Here is a 16,262-nt window from a genome sequence, read left to right as displayed (position 1 = left end):
GAGCCGCCGGGTTGAGCATGGCGGGGTGACGCTCGCCTCAGGCGTCGTCCCCGTCCGGCTGCCCGTCCTCGAAGTACCGCTCCGGAGCCGCGGGCCGCGCCGTCATCCGCGGCAGCAGCTGCGCGGCGAGCAGCGTCGAGAGCGCCGAGGTGTCACCACTGCCGCCGTCGGTGCGTACGACCACCGGCTGCGGTGCCTTCGACGCCAGCTCCGCGCCCACTTCGAGGCGGCGGCGGGCCAGCTCGTACTGGAGCACCGCGCGGTTGTCGCGGTAGGCCTTGGCGAGGGCGCGCTGGGCGCGGGCCTCGTTCTCGGCGGAGATCAGGCCGCTGCGACCGCGGGTCTCGATCTCGAAACGGACCCGCTGGGCGTTGGTCTCCTGTTCCTCCAACAGCTGGGCCACCTGTTCGCGGGCGTTGTTGAGCGCGGCCTTCACCTCGACGATGCGCGCGTCGCGCACCTTCTTGGCCCGCTCGATGTCCATGCCGAGGCTGTCGATACGGCGCTTGCGGGTCAGCCCCCACTCCTGCTCGTACGCCGTGCGCTCCTTGGCGACCCGCTCCCTGGTCGCCAGGTGCTGCTGGTACTGCGTCGGCAGCTGCACGTCCGGGATGTTGGAGCCGGTGATGCGCACGCCGTAGCGCTCCAGCTGCCGGTTCAGCAGCTCCTGCATGTCGGCCACGTCCGAGCCGCGCAGGTCGTACGCCCGCTCGGTGCGCATCTTGCGGGCGCGCTGGCGGATGGCGTCCTGGACGGCGCTGGACAGGACCAGGTCGAAGTTGCCCGCGCCGATCGTGCGGACGAACCGGACCGCGTCCGTGATGCGGAACTTCAGGAAGAACTCGATCGACCGCAGCGGGACGTTCTCCTGCGTCGGGCAGGCCATCACCGGGGCCGAGTACGGGATCTCGGTGGCCGTGTCGACCACGAAGTCCACCCTCGACCAGGGGTGCCAGAGGTAGTGGCGGCCGGCGTCCAGGGTGCGGGTGACCGCGCCGTAGCGGGTCAGGACCCCGTTGGTGCCCTGCTCGATCTCGACGATCGAGGAGCGCCACCACCACAGCGCGCCGATGATCAGGAGCAGGCCGCCGGCCGCGTAGGCGAGCCCGGCGAGTGCGCCGTAGGCGAGGTCCGCCGCGCCGTCCGAGTCCGCCTCGCGCAGCGACAGCATCACGCCCATGAGCAGCGCGAACAGGCCGAGCCACAGGGGCAGCATCCACCACAGCCTGCGCCGGTGGCGGGGGATGATGACCGGGATCAGGGTGCCGGCCTCGCCGCCGCGCAGCAGCTGGGCGATGTCGCTCCAGGGCGCGACCGCCTCGGAGATGACCGACCTGCGGTTCATACGTGCGGTACTCACTGACCGGCCTCCTCGGAGGATTCGGGAACCTCGGACGCCTTCGCCTGCTCGGCGGTCTCCTGCCCGGTCGAAGAGCCCGTCGGCGCTCCTTCCTCGGCCGACGGCACGGTGGGCCGCTCGGCCTGGAGCAGCACCACGACCTCCTCCTCGCGTCCGGCGATACGGTCGCCGATCGCGGCGAGCTGCCCGCGCATGGCGGCCATGTCCGCCTCGCTGAACAGCTCCTCACCGCGCTCGCCGACCATCTCCCGGGCCAGCTGCAGGAAGTCGACCCCGGCGGCGTCACCGTCCGCCGAGCCGCCGATGCGGACGAGACGCGGCAGATGGTCGGCGACCTGCTCAAGGGTGTCGAGGATCTGCTGCTGGTAGCGGTACTCGAGGATCTCGGGAGCCTCGGCCGCGGTGACCGCGCGGATGTCGAGGGCCTGTGCCTCCAGCAGCGCCGCGTTGGCCTTCGCCTCGGACTCGGCCTGCACGTAGCGCTGGCGGGCAAGGGCCTGGGCGCGGTTGGTCTCGCGCTCCACGGCGGTGTCCATCTGGGCCTGGTACTGGGCGATGTCGGCGTGGATCGCGGAGAGCGTCTCGCGGCTGGCCGCCAGCTCCTTGCTCAGGTCGCCCTCGTCCTGCTCCTTGCGGAGCATCAGCGCGTACTCGTGGGTGTACGCCTCCTTCGCCATCCGCACCATCTCCGGGGCGGCCAGGTCCATCCGGTAGTTGCGGTCGGACGGTTCCGCATGCGTGATGTTGGCGTTGGTCAGCTCGACCGCGGGCCGGAACTGCTGGTTCAGCTGCTCAAGGAGCCGGCCGGTGTCCTCGCCGACCATGTCGTAGATCCCGGCGGCCTCCTGCTCGTAGATGAGGCTGCGGATCGTCTCGCTCACCGCGTTGCTCAGCTTCTCCTCGAAGCCGCGTACCGCACCCAGCGTGTAGACGAACTCGGTCGCGTCGCTGATCCGGAACTGGATGAACAGGTCGATCGAGGCCTTCACGCCGCCCTTGGTCGGCGCCTCGCGCACCGGCGCGTTGAACGGGTACTCGCGGGTGGTGTTGAGGATGTACGAGACCCGCTTCCACGGGCTGATCAGGATCACCCGGCCGGGGCCGACGACCTTCTCCAGCTTCCCGAAGCGCGTGATCAGCGCCTGGCAGCCGTCCGGGACCATCACCATGCCCTGCCGCCACCACACGAAGGCGACCGCGGCCACGGAGATGACCCAGTAGTGCACGCCGAAGAGCGGGTTGGTCAGCGGGGAGTCGTCCACCGTCGACACGACCGCGGTGCCCACCGCGCCCAGGACGAGCAGCGACAGCACCGGGAGCATGCTCAGGAACGAGCGGCCCTTCGGGAGCACCATCGGGCAGATCGCATGGACCTGCTCGCCGCCCTCACGCTGCTGCTCGCTCCGGTTGAGCGCCTCGCCGGCCTCGTCGAGAGAGACGGTCTTCTGCGCCATGACCGTGGCGATGGAGCCGCCCTGTTCCCTCGCGGCCGGAAAGTCGGCGGGGTCCATGCCCTCTTCCTCCGGCGCGTACGACTCCTCATCGGTGTCGCCCCGCTCCTGGCCGGCCTGTCCCCGGCTCTGCGGCCGGCCGGCCGACCGCCCCGTGCGCCGCCGGACTTCCTCCTCGGCCGCCTCCCGGGGATTGGCACCGGAGGCCACCGCTGAGGCCACCCTCCGTAGGCTCTGCCCCTTCGCTTGTGCCATCGTTCCCCCTTTTTTCCTTACTCTTCTCGTGCTCGTATCAGCCGGCCTGCCTCGTATTACCGGCTGGGTGGCCTGTACGCCTTGTGCGCTCGCTTGATCGTGTTCCTGGTTCCAGTCATCCCACACCACAGGCGGCGGGGACAGGACGGCTCCGCCGATCGTGACCATACTGATGAGTAGTGGTGGCGCCGGCGCGTCGAGGTGAGGCGGGCCGAGCCCTTGAGTGCTTTTCCGTCGTCAGCGATCACGCGCGGGCACCGAGTCGCCGGAGTGGGCGCCGGTCGGGATGGGCTCCGTATAAGAATGCCGTGGGTCGTATAGTATTCCAGAGTTCTCTGTTGCCGTATCCCTGGAGCGCCCCATGGCGACTGTCCCGACCACCCTCGCCGGCCGCCACCTCCTCAAGGAGCTGGACTTCACCGCGGACGAGTTCCGCGGGCTGGTAGAGCTGGCCGCCGAGCTGAAGGCGGCCAAGCGGGCCGGGGCCGAGACACCGTACCTGCGGGGGAAGAACATCGCGCTGATCTTCGAGAAGACCTCGACGCGCACCCGCTGCGCGTTCGAGGTCGCCGCCGCCGACCAGGGCGCCTCGACGACGTACCTGGACCCCTCCGGCTCGCAGATCGGCCACAAGGAGTCCGTGAAGGACACCGCGCGCGTGCTGGGCCGGATGTACGACGCGATCGAGTACCGCGGGGACAGCCAGGCGAAGGTCGAGGAACTGGCCGCGTACGCCGGTGTGCCCGTCTACAACGGCCTGACCGACGACTGGCACCCCACCCAGATGCTCGCCGACGTGCTCACCATGACCGAGCACGGCGCCAAGCCGCTCACGGAGACCGCCTTCGCCTACCTCGGCGACGCCCGCTTCAACATGGGCAACTCCTACCTGATCACCGGCGCCCTGCTCGGCATGGACGTGCGCATCGTCGCCCCGAAGTCCTACTGGCCCGCCCAGGAGATCGTCGACCGGGCCCGGGAGCTGGCCGGGACCAGCGGTGCGCGGGTCACGCTCACCGAGACGGTGGCCGACGGCGTCCGCGGCGCCGACTTCGTCGCCACCGACGTCTGGGTCTCCATGGGCGAGCCCAAGGAGGTCTGGGCCGACCGGATCGCCGCCCTCGCCCCGTACGCCGTGACCATGGACGTGCTGCGCGCCACCGGCAACCCGGACGTGAAGTTCCTGCACTGCCTGCCCGCCTTCCACGACCTCGGAACCGAGGTCGGCCGGGAGATCTTCGAGGCCCACGGCCTGGACTCCCTGGAAGTCACCGACGAGGTCTTCGAGTCCGCGCACTCGGTGGTCTTCGACGAGGCGGAGAACCGGCTGCACACCATCAAGGCCGTGATGGTGGCCACACTCGCCTGAGCGGACAGCGCCTATGCTGACCGGCGGCCCGGAGCCACCCCTTCCGGCGCCGCCGAGCGCGACCACCGTCGTGCCCCGCACCACCAGAAACGAGCACCACCCGTATGCCCCGCATCAAGTCGCCCCATCTGCTGGTGGCCGAATCCGGCGCCGACCGCGCAGGCCACGGTCTGAAGCGCACGATGGGCCTGTTCCATCTCGTCTGCTTCGGCATCGGAGCCGTCGTCGGCACCGGCATCTTCGTCGGCCTGTCCGACTCGGTCGCCGAGGCGGGCCCGGCCGTCGTCGTCTCCTTCGTGCTGGCCGCGATCACCTGCATCTTCACCGCGTTCGCCTTCGCCGAGCTGGGCGGCGCGATCCCGGTCTCCGGCTCCTCGTACTCCTTCGCCTACGCCGGACTCGGCGAGACCACCGCCTTCCTGGTCGGCTGGTGCCTGCTCCTGGAGTACGGCGTGTCCGTCTCCGCGGTCGCCGTCGGCTGGAGCCAGTACGTCAACGAGCTGCTCGACAGCGTCCTCGGGCTCCAGCTCCCGCAGGCGCTCTCCGCCGGCCCCGCCGACGGGGGAGCGGTCAACCTGCCCGCCGTCATCGTCATCGCCATGGCCGCCGTCCTGCTGGTGCGCGGCGTGCGGGAGAGCGCCCGGGCCACCGCCGCCATGGCCGTCCTCAAGCTCGCCGTGCTCCTCGCCTTCATCGCGATCGGCTTCACCGCCTTCCAGGACGGCAACCTCAGCCCGTTCTCCCCGACCGGCCTGGCCGGCATCGGCGCCGGCACCACGGCCGCCTTCTTCTCGTACATCGGCTTCGACGCGATCACCACGGCCGGCGAGGAGGCCAAGAACCCGCGCCGGGACATCCCCATCGCCATCCTGGTCTGCATCGGCCTGGTCACCCTGCTGTACTGCGCGGTCGCGCTCGCCGCGATCGGCGCCATCGGCGGTGACGCGGTCGGCGGCACGCCCGCCGCGCTCTCGCACGTCGTCAACGAGGTCACCGGCTCCACGATCGGCGGCGGGATCGTCGCCTTCGGCGCGGTCGTCGCCATCGCCTCGGTGGTGCTCGCCGTCATGTACGGCCAGACCCGCATCCTGATGTCCATGTCCCGCGACGGACTCATCCCACGGGTCTTCGAAAAGGTCTCGCCGCGTACCGCCACGCCGGTGGCCGGCACGCTGATCGTCGGCGTGGTCTTCGCGATCCCGGCGGCCTTCGCCCCGCTGGACGCGGTGGTCAACCTGTGCACCATCGGCACCCTGGCCGTCATGGCCGCCGTCAACATCGCGGTGATCGCGCTGCGCCGCCGCGAGCCCGGCCTCGCGCGCACCTTCCGGGTGCCGCTGTACCCGGTGACGCCGCTGCTCGGCGTCGGTTTCTGCCTGTACCTGATCTACGAGACGGGCGCCTCGACCTGGCTGCAGTTCGCCGTCTTCCTGGGAGCGGGCCTGCTGGTCTACGCCCTCTACGGGCGCCGCAACTCCCGGCTCGGCCGCCCGGCCGAGGTCACGCCGGACGCCGCTGAGCGGGAAGCGCAGGCAGTCTGAACCACACCGCCTTGCCGGAAGCGGTGGGGCGGTGCCCGCAGGACGAGCTGAGGGCGCGGATCAGCAGCAGGCCGCGCCCGTGCTCCTGCCACGGGTCCACGGCGGTGACGGCCGGGCGGGTGAGGTCACCGGGCGGCGCCGGGTCCGGATCGTGCACCTCGACCTGGCAGCCGCTCGGCAGCAGCTCCACCACCAGCTCGATCGGGGCCCCGCCGGAGGTGTGCTCCACGGCGTTGGCGACCAGCTCCGCCGTGAGCAGCTCGGCGGTGTCCCGGTCGGCGCCGTGCTCCAGCTCGGCCAGCGCGGTCCGCACCAGCGCACGGGCCACCGGCACGGCCGCGACGCTGTGCGGCAGCGCGATGCGCCAGGAGGCCGGCCCGGGCGGCGCGAGGTGCCCCCAGGGGAGGTGGCCGGGTGACGGATGGGCTGGAAAGCGATCGTGCACGGCGGTTCCGTTCGTGGAGCAGGCGGTCCCTGTCCTGCTGTCAACCCTAGGAAGGGTACGGGGCCGCCCGGCAGAGACCTTCGACGGGGAGTGCCCGGGACCTTCGGCACCGTACCCGGCGACTCCTATCGCGCCCTCGTGACGACGGTCACGGATGGGTGATAGCTTCGAGGTGCAGTGCTCAGTGAGGCCGTGCCCGCCCGAGGAGGCCGCCCGTCATGAGTCCCTTCACCGGCTCCGCCGCCCGCACTCCCGACTGGGAGCATCTGCGCCTCGACCTGGCCGACGGCGTCGCCACCGTCACCCTCGCCCGCCCCGAGAAGCTCAACGCGCTCACCTTCGGCGCCTACGCCGACCTGCGCGACCTGCTCGCCGAACTGTCGAGGGAGCGATCCGTGCGCGCCCTGGTGCTGGCCGGCGAGGGGCGCGGCTTCTGCTCCGGCGGGGACGTGGACGAGATCATCGGCGCCACCCTGTCGATGGACACCGCCCGGCTGCTGGACTTCAACCGGATGACCGGCCAGGTCGTGCGGGCGATCCGGGAGTGCCCCTTCCCGGTGATCGCCGCGGTCCACGGTGTCGCCGCGGGCGCCGGGGCGGTCCTCGCCCTGGCCGCCGACTTCCGCGTCGCCGACCCCACCGCCCGCTTCGCCTTCCTGTTCACCCGCGTCGGCCTGTCCGGCGGCGACATGGGCGCCGCGTACCTGCTGCCCCGGGTGGTCGGCCTCGGCCACGCCACCCGTCTGCTGATGCTCGGCGAACCGGTCCGGGCACCGGAGGCCGAACGCATCGGTCTGATCAGCGAACTGACCGAGGACGGCGACGCCGACGAGGCCGCCCGGGCCCTGGCCCGCCGCCTGGCCGACGGCCCGGCCCTGGCGTACGCCCAGACCAAGGCCCTGCTGACCGCCGAACTGGACATGCCACTCGCGGCCTCGGTCGAGCTGGACGCCGCCACCCAGGCCCTCCTGATGAACGGCCAGGACTACGCCGAGTTCCACGCGGCGTTCACCGACAGGCGCCCCCCGAAGTGGAGGGGACGGTGACCGCGCCGGCCGGCGGGGCGCGCATCGCGGTCATCGGCGGCGGCCCCGGAGGCCTCTACACCGCCGCCCTGCTCAAGCGCCTGGACCCCGGCCGGCAGGTCACCGTCTGGGAACGCAACGCCCCGGACGACACCTTCGGCTTCGGCGTGGTCCTCTCCGACGAGACCCTGGGCGGCATCGAACACGCCGACCCGGTGGTCTACGCGGCCCTCCAGAAGGAATTCGTCCGCTGGGACGACATCCACATCGTGCACCGCGGCACGCGGCACACCTCGGGCGGCCACGGATTCGCCGCCCTGGGCAGGAAGCGCCTGCTGGAGATCCTGCACGACCGCTGCCGCTCCCTCGGCGTCGACCTCCGCTTCCGCACCGCGGCCCCGCACCCCGACCGCCTCGCCCGGACGCACGACCTCGTCGTCGCCGCCGACGGCGTCCACAGCACCACCCGCGACACCTACGCCGACGCCTTCCGCCCGCACCTCACCACCCACCGCTGCCGCTACATCTGGCTGGCCGCCGACCTCGCCTTCGACGCGTTCCGCTTCGAGATCGCCGAGACCGAACACGGCGTGATGCAGCTGCACGGCTACCCCTTCGCCCCCGACGCCTCCACGGTGATCATCGAGATGCGCGAGGAGGTCTGGCGCGCGGCGGGCTTCGACGAACTCGATAGGCACGAGTCGATCGAGCGGTGCGCCAAGATCTTCGCGGACGCCCTGGGCGGCCGTCCGCTGCGCTCCAACAACTCGGCCTGGACCACCTTCCGCACGCTCGTCACCGAGCGCTGGTCCCACGACAACCTCGTCCTGCTCGGCGACGCCGCGCACACCGCCCACTTCTCCATCGGCTCCGGCACCAAGCTCGCCGTCGAGGACGCCCTCGCCCTGGCCGCCTGCCTGGCGGAGCGGCCCTCCCTGCCGGAGGCGCTGGCCGCGTACGAGGAGGAGCGGCGCCCCGTCGTCGCCTCCACCCAGCGCGCCGCCCGCGCCAGCCTGGAGTGGTTCGAGGACCTGGCCCGCTACCTCGGCCAGCCGCCCCGCCGGTTCGCGTTCAACCTGCTCACCCGCAGCCGCCGCGTCACCCACGACAACCTGCGGCTGCGCGACGCCCGCTTCACCGAGGCCGTGGAACGGGAGTTCGGCTGCCCGCCCGGCACGCCCCCGATGTTCACCCCGTTCCGGCTGCGCGGCCTGACCCTGCGCAACCGGGTCGTGGTCTCGCCCATGGACATGTACTCGGCCGTCGACGGCGTCCCCGGCGACTTCCACCTGGTCCACCTGGGCGCCCGGGCCCTGGGCGGCGCCGGACTGGTGATGACCGAGATGGTGTGCGTCAGCCCCGAGGGCCGCATCACCCCGGGCTGCGCCGGCCTCTACACCGGCCGCCAGACCGAGGCCTGGCGGCGCATCACCGACTTCGTCCACGACCGGGCGCCGGGCACCGCGATCGGCGTGCAGCTCGGCCACAGCGGACGCAAGGGCTCGACCAGGCTGATGTGGGAGGGCATCGACGAACCGCTGCCCGACGGCAACTGGCCGCTGGTGGCCGCCTCGCCGTTGCCGTACCGGCCGGACAGCCAGGTCCCGCGAGAGCTGGGCCGGGCCCAGCTGACCGACCTGAGGGAGCAGTTCACGGCCGCCGCCCGGAATGCCGCCCGGGCCGGCTTCGACCTGCTCGAACTGCACTGCGCCCACGGCTATCTGCTCTCCGGCTTCCTCTCCCCGCTCACCAACCACCGCACCGACGCCTACGGCGGCACCCTGGAGAAGCGGCTCCGCTTCCCGCTGGAGGTCTTCGACGCCGTACGGGCCGTGTGGCCGGAGGAACGGCCCATGACCGTCCGGATCTCCGCCACCGACTGGGCGGAGGGCGGCACCAGCGCCGAGGACGCCGTGGAGATCGCCCGCGCCTTCGCCGCGCACGGCGCCGACGCGATCGACGTGTCCACCGGGCAGGTCGTCGCCGACGAACGACCGGAGTTCGGGCGGTCGTACCAGACGCCGTACGCCGACCGTATCCGCCACGAGGCCGGCGTCCCGGTGATCGCGGTCGGCGCGATCTCCTCCTGGGACGACGTCAACTCCCTGATCCTGGCCGGGCGCACCGACCTGTGCGCCCTGGCCCGGCCCCACCTCTACGACCCGCACTGGACGCTGCACGCGGCGGCCGAGCAGGGCTACGCCGGTCCGGGCGCCGTCTGGCCGGCGCCGTACCGGGCGGGCAGCCGGCCGCCGCGCACCGGACGCACGGACGCGCCCCGGCCGCGGCTCACCCTGGGACGGTGACGGGCGCGCTCAGGAGGTGTAGCCCCAGGCCTCGCACATCGGGCGGAGCGCTTCGGCGATCTCGTCGTCCGCCGGCAGCTCCCGCCCCGGCTGCACGGTGCCGGTGCGAATGTTCTCCCGCCAGTCGCCGAGGCCCCTGATGAGTTCGCCGCTCTTCTTCTCGCCGTAGTCGAGCATGGCCGGCTCGTAGTCGAGGCCGAGGAACGCGCACACCCGGCGCATCTCCCGCCCGGGGTCGCCGGTGATGTCCTCGTAGCGCACGGTGCAGCCCTCGGCGTCGCTTCCGCGGGCCTCCTCGACGGCCTCCACGTAGCCCAGCACCTCGGCGACGGCCTTGTCGTACGGCCGCTTGACCGGGTCGCTCTCATGCCACGACCGCGCTATCGACTCGGGGTGGCGCAGCAGGAAGACGAACCGCGCGTCGGGCCAGCAGTCCCGCACCCGCTGGAACATGAAGGCGTTGCCGGGGGTCTTCTCGACGATGAAGTCCTTGCCGGACCTCACCAGTTCCCGGTGCATGACCCGGTCCCACAGCAGATGCTCCAGGTCGCCGCGGTGCAGCCCGAGGGCGCTCATGGCCCGCCGCGAGACCCACGGGCCGCAGTCCACCCCGATCTTGCCGAGGTGCAGCTCGTGCAGCGCGTGCAGCCGGGAGTGGGCGCCCAGCATCATGCGCAGCAGGGTGGAGCCGGAGCGCACCGAGGAGATGATGAAGACCGGTTGCCGCAGCAGACGGTCGGTCGGCAGGTCCTCGGCCGACGGACGGCGGTACCTCGCCGTCTCCGGCTCGGCGGGCGCCGCGGGTCTCGGCGGCGCAGGCTTGCCGGCCCTCCGTACCTGAAGCCCGGTGGTGGCGGTCAGCGCCCGGTTCAAGCTACGCATGAGAGTCATGCGTCCGGACCCTAGGGGAAATTTCTGAGAAGAGGATGGGAGAAGGGTGGAGGTTGTTCCTCCGGGAAAGACTGTGGCTCACATCACGGGTGGGGGTGCTGTTCGGGTGCGCCCGCGTAGCGCGCCCCCGCGTTGCGCAGCCGCTGGTGCAACGCCCGGAACACGGCCGCCGAGCGGGCGCCCGGCCAGTCCTCGGGCAGCAGCCGCGCGGGCAGTCCGGGGTCGGTGTACGGCAGGTGGCGCCAGGAGTCGAGCGCGAGCAGGTAGTCGCGGTAGGCGTCCTCCTCGGGAGTGTCCGCCCGGCGCTCCCAGTCGTGCAGCACGCGCGCGTGCCGGTCCAGGAACCTCTCGTGCTCCTTGGCGATCGCGCCCAGGTCCCACCAGCGGGCCACCGCCTCGGCGGTCGGCGTGAAGCCCAGGTGGTCACCGCGGAAGAGGTCCACGTACCCCTCCAGCCGCAGCCGCCGCAGGGTGTGCCTGGTCTCCTCGTACAGGCGGGCCGGCGCGATCCACACCCCCGGCGCGGCCGTGCCGAAGCCGAGCCCGGCGAGCCGGGAGCGCAGCACGTGCCGCTGCTGCCGCTCCGACTCCGGCACGGAGAACACCGCGAGCACCCAGCCCTCGTCCTCCGGCGGGGCGCTCGCGTAGATGCGCCGGTCGCCGTCGTCGAGCAACTGCCGTGCCTCCGGGGAGAGTTCGTAGCCTGCCGCGCCCTGCGCGGTGCGGGCCGGCAGCAGCAGGCCGCGCCGTTTCAGGCGGGACACCGACGAGCGCACGGACGGCGCGTCCACGCCGACCGCGGCCAGCAGCCGGATCAGCTCGGCGACGGGCACCGGGCCCGGCGTGAAGCGGCCGTACGCGCCGTAGAGCGTGACGATCAGGGACCTGGGGGCGTGCTGTGCGTGCTGATCGGACACGTTGATCATCTTAGGAGGTCGGCGTCACTGCCGGACGCCCCCGGTGCCGTCGGTGCGCAGCCGGAACCGCTGGAGCTTGCCGGTCGCCGTGCGCGGCAGCGCGTCCAGGAAGACGACCCGCCGCGGGCACTTGTAGGGCGCCAGCTCGCACTTGACGAACGAGCGCAGCGCCGCGGCGTCCCGCCCGGCCCCCTCCTTCACCACCACGTACGCGACCACCACCTGACCGCGCGTCTCGTCGGGTTGCCCGACCACCGCCGCCTCCACCACGTCGGGATGGTGCAGCAGCGCGTCCTCCACCTCCGGGCCGGCGACGTTGTACCCGGCCGAGATGATCATGTCGTCGGCGCGGGCGACGTACCGGAAGTACCCGTCGCCGTCGCGGACATAGGTGTCCCCGGTGATGTTCCAGCCACCCCGCACGTAATCCCGCTGCCGCGGATCGGCGAGGTAGCGGCAGCCGACCGGCCCGCGCACCGCCAGCAGCCCGGGCTCCCCGTCGGGCACCGGCTCGCCGTCGGCGTCCTGCACGCGCGCGTGCCACCCCGGCACCGGGACGCCGGTCGTCCCCGGCCGGATGTGCTCGTCGGCGGCGGAGATGAAGATGTGCAGCAGCTCGGTGGCGCCGATGCCGTTGATGATCCGCAGCCCCGTGCGCTCGTGCCAGCGCCGCCAGGTGGCCGCGGGCAGGTTCTCGCCGGCCGAGACGCAGCGCCGCAGGGACGTCATGTCGTGCCCGTCCAGGTCGTCGAGCATCGCGCGGTACGCCGTCGGCGCGGTGAACAGCACCGACACCCGGTGCTCGGCGATCGCGGGCAGCAATTGCTTCGGACCGGCCTGTTCGAGCAGCAGGGCGCTCGCCCCGGCCCGCATCGGGAAGATCACCAGCCCGCCGAGGCCGAAGGTGAAGCCGAGCGGGGGGCTGCCCGTGAACACGTCGTCGGCGCGCGGCCGGAGCACGCGCGCCGAGAAGGTGTCGGCGATCGCCAGCACGTCCCGGTGGAAGTGCACGCACCCTTTCGGCCGGCCGGTGGTCCCCGAGGTGAAGGCGATCAGCGCCACGTCGTCGGCGGCGGTGTCCACTGCCGGGTACGGCGCCTCGGACGCCGGGCGGCGGAGCAGGTCGTCGGGCGCGTCACCGCCGTAGGTGGCGATCCGCAGCCCCGGCACGTCCGCCTTGGCGAGGTCGTCGACGGACCGGATGTCGCACAGGGCGTGCCCGACGCGCGCGATGTCGCACACCGCCCGCAGCTCGGCCGGGCGCTGCTGGGCCAGCACGGTGACCGCGACGGCGCCCGCCTTCAGCACCGCCAGCCAGCAGGCGGCCAGCCATGGGGTGGTGGGACCGCGCAGCAGCACCCGGTTGCCGGGGACCACGCCGAGATCGGTGGCCAGGAGGTGCGCGAGCCGGTCCACGCGGGCGCGCAGCTCGCCGTAGGTCCACGTCTCGCCGTCGGGGGTGCGGAAGACCGGGCGGTCGGCGGCGGTGTGGCCGAGGAGTTCGGCGGCGCAGTTCAGCCGTTCGGGGTACTGCAGCTCCGGCAGGTCGAAGATCAGTTCGGGCCACTGTCCGGGCGGCGGGAGGTGGTCGCGCGCGAACGTGTCGACATGGGCGGAGCGGGTCGGGCCGGTCATGGCGGTTCGCCCCCTTGCCTGCGGTGGTGGGCTCTGGTGGGCTCGCACAAGGAGCGTATCGTCTTGGTGACGGCAGTCAATGGGACGCGATACGGTCGGGTGAGCGGCCGGGGAACGGCCGCGGAGCGTCGCACGAGCGGCCGGGGACGGCCGCGCAGGCTCGGGACGGCGGCCGGGGACGGCCGCGGGGAGAGAGGTCCGGCGATGACGGCATTCTCGCTCGAACCGGCACAGGCCGCCTGGTGTGCCGAGCTGCGCACCCTGGCGGCGCGGCGGCTGCGCCCGCTCGCCGAGAAGGGTGAACCCGGCCGCGTCAACCGCCCTCTCGTCGCCGAACTCGGTGCGCTCGGTCTGCTGCGCCGCCTGTTCGCCTCGGGCGCCCTCGACCTGTGCCTCATGCGCGAGTCCCTGGCCCACTCCTGCACGGAGGCGGAGACCGCCCTCGCCCTCCAGGGCCTGGGTGCCCATCCGGTCCACGCGCACGGCACCGAGGCCCAGCGCGCCCGCTGGCTGCCGCGGGTGGGCGACGGCACGGCGATCGCGGCCTTCGCGCTCAGCGAGCCGGCGGCGGGTTCGGACGCGGCGGCGCTGGCGCTGCGGGCGGAGCCGGCCGGGGCGCCCGCCGGCTCGCCGGGTGCCCGGCCGGAGGTGCCGGGCGTGCCGGACGCGACGACGACCGCCTCGCCGGACGCGACGGAGACCGCCTCGCCGGACGCGATGACCGCCCGGTCGGACGCTCCCCGGCCGGACGCCTCCCGGTCGCCGCTGACCGCGCACCCCGACGGCCGCGCAGGCTGGCGGCTCACCGGCGAGAAGTGCTGGATCTCCAACGCCCCCGAGGCCGACTTCTACACCGTGTTCGCCCGCACCACACCCGGCGCCGGTGCCCGCGGCGTCACCGCGTTCCTCGTGCCCGCCGACCGCCCCGGCCTCACCGGCACCGCCCTGGAGATGCTCTCCCCGCACCCCATCGGCGCCCTCGCCTTCGACGCCGTACCGGTCACCGCCGACGACGTGCTCGGCGAGGTGGACCGGGGCTTCCGGGTCGCCATGGGCACCCTCAACCTGTTCCGCCCCAGCGTCGGCGCCTTCGCCGTCGGCATGGCGCAGGCCGCCCTGGAGGCGACCCTCGCGCACACCTCCGCCCGGGAGGCGTTCGGCGGCCGGCTCAGGGACCTCCAGACCGTGTCCCACCAGGTCGCCGAGATGGCCCTGCGCACCGAGGCGGCCCGCCTGATGGTCTACGCGGCGGCCACGGCGTACGACACGGGGGCCGCGGACGTCCCCCGGCGCGCCGCGATGGCGAAGCTGCTGGCCACCGAGACCGCCCAGTACGTCGTCGACGCGGCCGTCCAGCTGCACGGCGCGCGGGCGCTGCGCCGGGGCCACCTGCTGGAACACCTCTACCGCGAGGTGCGCGCCCCCCGCGTCTACGAGGGCGCCAGCGAGGTCCAGCGCGGCATCATCGCCAAGGAGTTGTACGCAGCACTGGACGTTTCGGAGCACCCGGAGGACGCCGCGTGACCGCAGAGCGCATCAACCCGCCCGACCTGTCCCCGCCCACCGGCTTCTCCCACGCCGTCGTCGCCACCGGCACCCGCGTCGTCTTCCTGGCCGGCCAGACCGCGCTGGACGCCGACGGCAAGGTCACCGGCGACACCCTCCCCGAGCAGTTCGCGCGGGCCCTCGCCAACCTGCTGACCGCCCTGCGCGCCGCCGGCGGCACCCCCGCCGACCTCGCCCGGGTCACCGTCTACGCCACGGACGTCGCCGCGTACCGCACCCATGCCGCCGAACTGGGCCGCGTCTGGCGCGAGTGCGCGGGGCGCGACTACCCGGCGATGGCGGTCGTGGAGGTCGTACGCCTGTGGGACGAGCGGGCGCTGGTGGAACTCGACGGGGTCGCCGTACTGCCGTAGCAGGACCACGGGGCCGCCGACGCGGACTCGCCACCGAAGGGGTGACGATGACGTCCGCCGGCCCGTCCGCCGGGTACCAGTGGAAACCCCACCATCAGGAGGTTTCCCATGCCCTGGCGACTGCCCCTGCGCCCCGCCCTCGCCGCCGCCGCGGCCGTGCTCCTGCCCGCCGCGCCCGCCGCCCACGCCGCACCCGCGGCCCAGTACGACACCGGCACGGTGATGGTCGACCCGACGGGTCGCATCGCCGCCGACGGCACCGTCACCCTCTCCGGCAGCTACCGCTGCGCGCCCGGCACCGGCCCGGTCTTCGTCAGCTCCTCCGTCAGCCAGGACTCCGGCTCCGTCCGCCACGGCATCGGCGGCACGCGCGCCGTCTGCGACGGCCTGGAGCACCGCTGGGCCAACACCGGCCGGCCCTCCACGAACGCCGGACTGCGGCCCGGCCCGGCGCACGTGGAGGCCACCCTGATGGAACTCCGTCCGTTCGGCGGCCTGCCGCTGCCGAGCTTCCACGCGAAGCAGGGGCAGGACGTGACGCTGGTACAGGCCTGACGGACCCGGCACGCGGCCGGCACCCGCCGTCCGGCGGGCGCCGGCCGACGGCGGCGACGGCCACCTGCACCGCTCGGTCACCGCGGGCGGCGGCGCCCTGTGGCATCGTGGCGGTCATGGCGGTCGAAGCAGATGTCGCCGTGCTGGTCGGGCTGCAGGCCGCCGGGAAGTCCACCTTCTACGAGCGGTGCCTGGCCGGCCGCTACGCGCTGGTCAGCAAGGACCGGTTTCCGCGGGGCGCCAAGAACAAGCAGCGGCGGCAGATGCGGCTGGTGGCGGAGCACCTGGCGGCCGGGCGGCCGGTGGCGGTGGACAACACCAACCCGTCGCCCGAGGAGTGGGGCCCGCTGGTGGAGCTGGCCCATGTCCACGGGGCGACGGCGACGGCCTACTGGTTCCCGCCGGACGTGACCGGCTCGCTGCGCCGCAACGCCGCCCGTCAGGGGCGTGAGCGCGTTCCGGACGCCGGCGTCCTGGCCACCCTGAAGCGGCTGCGCAAGCCGTCGCGTGCGGACGGTTTCGACGCGGTCCGAGAGGTCCGGTTCGACGGCCGGGGCGGCTTCGACGTGCGCGGGTGAGAGCGCGCTGCCGCG

The 16,262-nt window shown here is 73.0% G+C and carries 14 protein-coding genes; 8 read left to right on the top strand and 6 right to left on the bottom strand.

Annotation, left to right across the window (positions count from 1 at the left end; translation table 11 throughout):
• Positions 1–37 precede the first annotated feature (37 nt).
• Together ACLGIH_RS07735 and ACLGIH_RS07730 are read right to left on the bottom strand one after the other, a co-directional pair.
• A complete protein-coding gene (locus tag ACLGIH_RS07735; RefSeq protein WP_416524483.1) occupies positions 38–1,360 on the bottom strand; it encodes an SPFH domain-containing protein in 1,323 nt (440 codons plus the stop codon).
• Positions 1,357–3,066, bottom strand: coding sequence for an SPFH domain-containing protein (locus ACLGIH_RS07730; RefSeq protein WP_416524482.1), 1,710 nt, complete (start codon positions 3,064–3,066; stop codon positions 1,357–1,359). The genes ACLGIH_RS07735 and ACLGIH_RS07730 overlap by 4 nt, the downstream gene beginning before the upstream one ends.
• Before the next feature lie 361 nt (positions 3,067–3,427).
• On the opposite strand from ACLGIH_RS07730, the gene argF reads away from it, so the two are divergent.
• Together argF and ACLGIH_RS07720 are read left to right on the top strand one after the other, a co-directional pair.
• Positions 3,428–4,435, top strand: a complete 1,008-nt coding sequence (gene argF / locus ACLGIH_RS07725; RefSeq protein ID WP_416524481.1) for an ornithine carbamoyltransferase — start codon at positions 3,428–3,430, stop codon at positions 4,433–4,435.
• A 104-nt stretch (positions 4,436–4,539) separates the two neighbouring features.
• Positions 4,540–5,976 (top strand): amino acid permease, encoded by a 1,437-nt coding sequence (locus ACLGIH_RS07720; RefSeq protein WP_416524480.1) that lies wholly within the window; start codon positions 4,540–4,542, stop codon positions 5,974–5,976.
• On the opposite strand, the gene ACLGIH_RS07715 is transcribed toward ACLGIH_RS07720, so the two are convergent.
• Positions 5,936–6,421: an ATP-binding protein gene (locus tag ACLGIH_RS07715; RefSeq protein ID WP_416524479.1), complete on the bottom strand. Its 486-nt coding sequence runs from the start codon at positions 6,419–6,421 to the stop codon at positions 5,936–5,938. The genes ACLGIH_RS07720 and ACLGIH_RS07715 overlap by 41 nt on opposite strands.
• Positions 6,422–6,639: 218 nt before the next feature.
• Here ACLGIH_RS07715 and ACLGIH_RS07710 point away from each other — a divergent pair, with 218 nt between their 5' ends.
• Positions 6,640–7,467, top strand: coding sequence for an enoyl-CoA hydratase family protein (locus ACLGIH_RS07710; RefSeq protein ID WP_416524478.1), 828 nt, complete (start codon positions 6,640–6,642; stop codon positions 7,465–7,467).
• A complete protein-coding gene (locus ACLGIH_RS07705) occupies positions 7,464–9,752 on the top strand; it encodes a bifunctional salicylyl-CoA 5-hydroxylase/oxidoreductase (protein ID WP_416524477.1) in 2,289 nt (762 codons plus the stop codon). Before ACLGIH_RS07710 ends, ACLGIH_RS07705 begins: the two co-directional genes overlap by 4 nt.
• A gap of 9 nt (positions 9,753–9,761) precedes the next feature.
• Here ACLGIH_RS07705 and ACLGIH_RS07700 read toward each other — a convergent pair whose 3' ends face one another.
• From ACLGIH_RS07700 to ACLGIH_RS07690, 3 genes are all read right to left on the bottom strand, one after another.
• On the bottom strand, positions 9,762–10,643 hold the full coding sequence (locus tag ACLGIH_RS07700) for a sulfotransferase family protein (RefSeq protein ID WP_416524476.1): 882 nt from the start codon (positions 10,641–10,643) through the stop codon (positions 9,762–9,764).
• Positions 10,644–10,726: 83 nt separating this feature from the next.
• Positions 10,727–11,569: a PaaX family transcriptional regulator gene (locus ACLGIH_RS07695; RefSeq protein ID WP_416524475.1), complete on the bottom strand. Its 843-nt coding sequence runs from the start codon at positions 11,567–11,569 to the stop codon at positions 10,727–10,729.
• Positions 11,570–11,584: 15 nt separating this feature from the next.
• Positions 11,585–13,195, bottom strand: a complete 1,611-nt coding sequence (locus ACLGIH_RS07690; protein WP_416524474.1) for an AMP-binding protein — start codon at positions 13,193–13,195, stop codon at positions 11,585–11,587.
• A 204-nt stretch (positions 13,196–13,399) separates the two neighbouring features.
• Here ACLGIH_RS07690 and ACLGIH_RS07685 point away from each other — a divergent pair, with 204 nt between their 5' ends.
• The 4 genes from ACLGIH_RS07685 to ACLGIH_RS07670 all read left to right on the top strand — a co-directional run bounded on the left by ACLGIH_RS07685 (position 13,400) and on the right by ACLGIH_RS07670 (position 16,247).
• Positions 13,400–14,719, top strand: a complete 1,320-nt coding sequence (locus ACLGIH_RS07685; RefSeq protein ID WP_416524473.1) for an acyl-CoA dehydrogenase family protein — start codon at positions 13,400–13,402, stop codon at positions 14,717–14,719.
• Positions 14,716–15,114 carry a RidA family protein gene (locus ACLGIH_RS07680; protein WP_416524472.1) on the top strand — a complete coding sequence of 133 codons (399 nt, stop codon included), beginning with the start codon at positions 14,716–14,718 and terminating at the stop codon, positions 15,112–15,114. Before ACLGIH_RS07685 ends, ACLGIH_RS07680 begins: the two co-directional genes overlap by 4 nt.
• A gap of 108 nt (positions 15,115–15,222) precedes the next feature.
• Positions 15,223–15,669: a DUF6299 family protein gene (locus tag ACLGIH_RS07675; protein ID WP_416524471.1), complete on the top strand. Its 447-nt coding sequence runs from the start codon at positions 15,223–15,225 to the stop codon at positions 15,667–15,669.
• Positions 15,670–15,785: 116 nt separating this feature from the next.
• A complete protein-coding gene (locus ACLGIH_RS07670; protein WP_416524470.1) occupies positions 15,786–16,247 on the top strand; it encodes an AAA family ATPase in 462 nt (153 codons plus the stop codon).
• Positions 16,248–16,262 lie beyond the last annotated feature (15 nt).

It is taken from the genome of Streptomyces hamibioticus (assembly GCF_047946815.1).
Lineage (GTDB): Bacteria > Actinomycetota > Actinomycetes > Streptomycetales > Streptomycetaceae > Streptomyces.
This window is presented reverse-complemented; position numbering and strand designations above follow the sequence as displayed.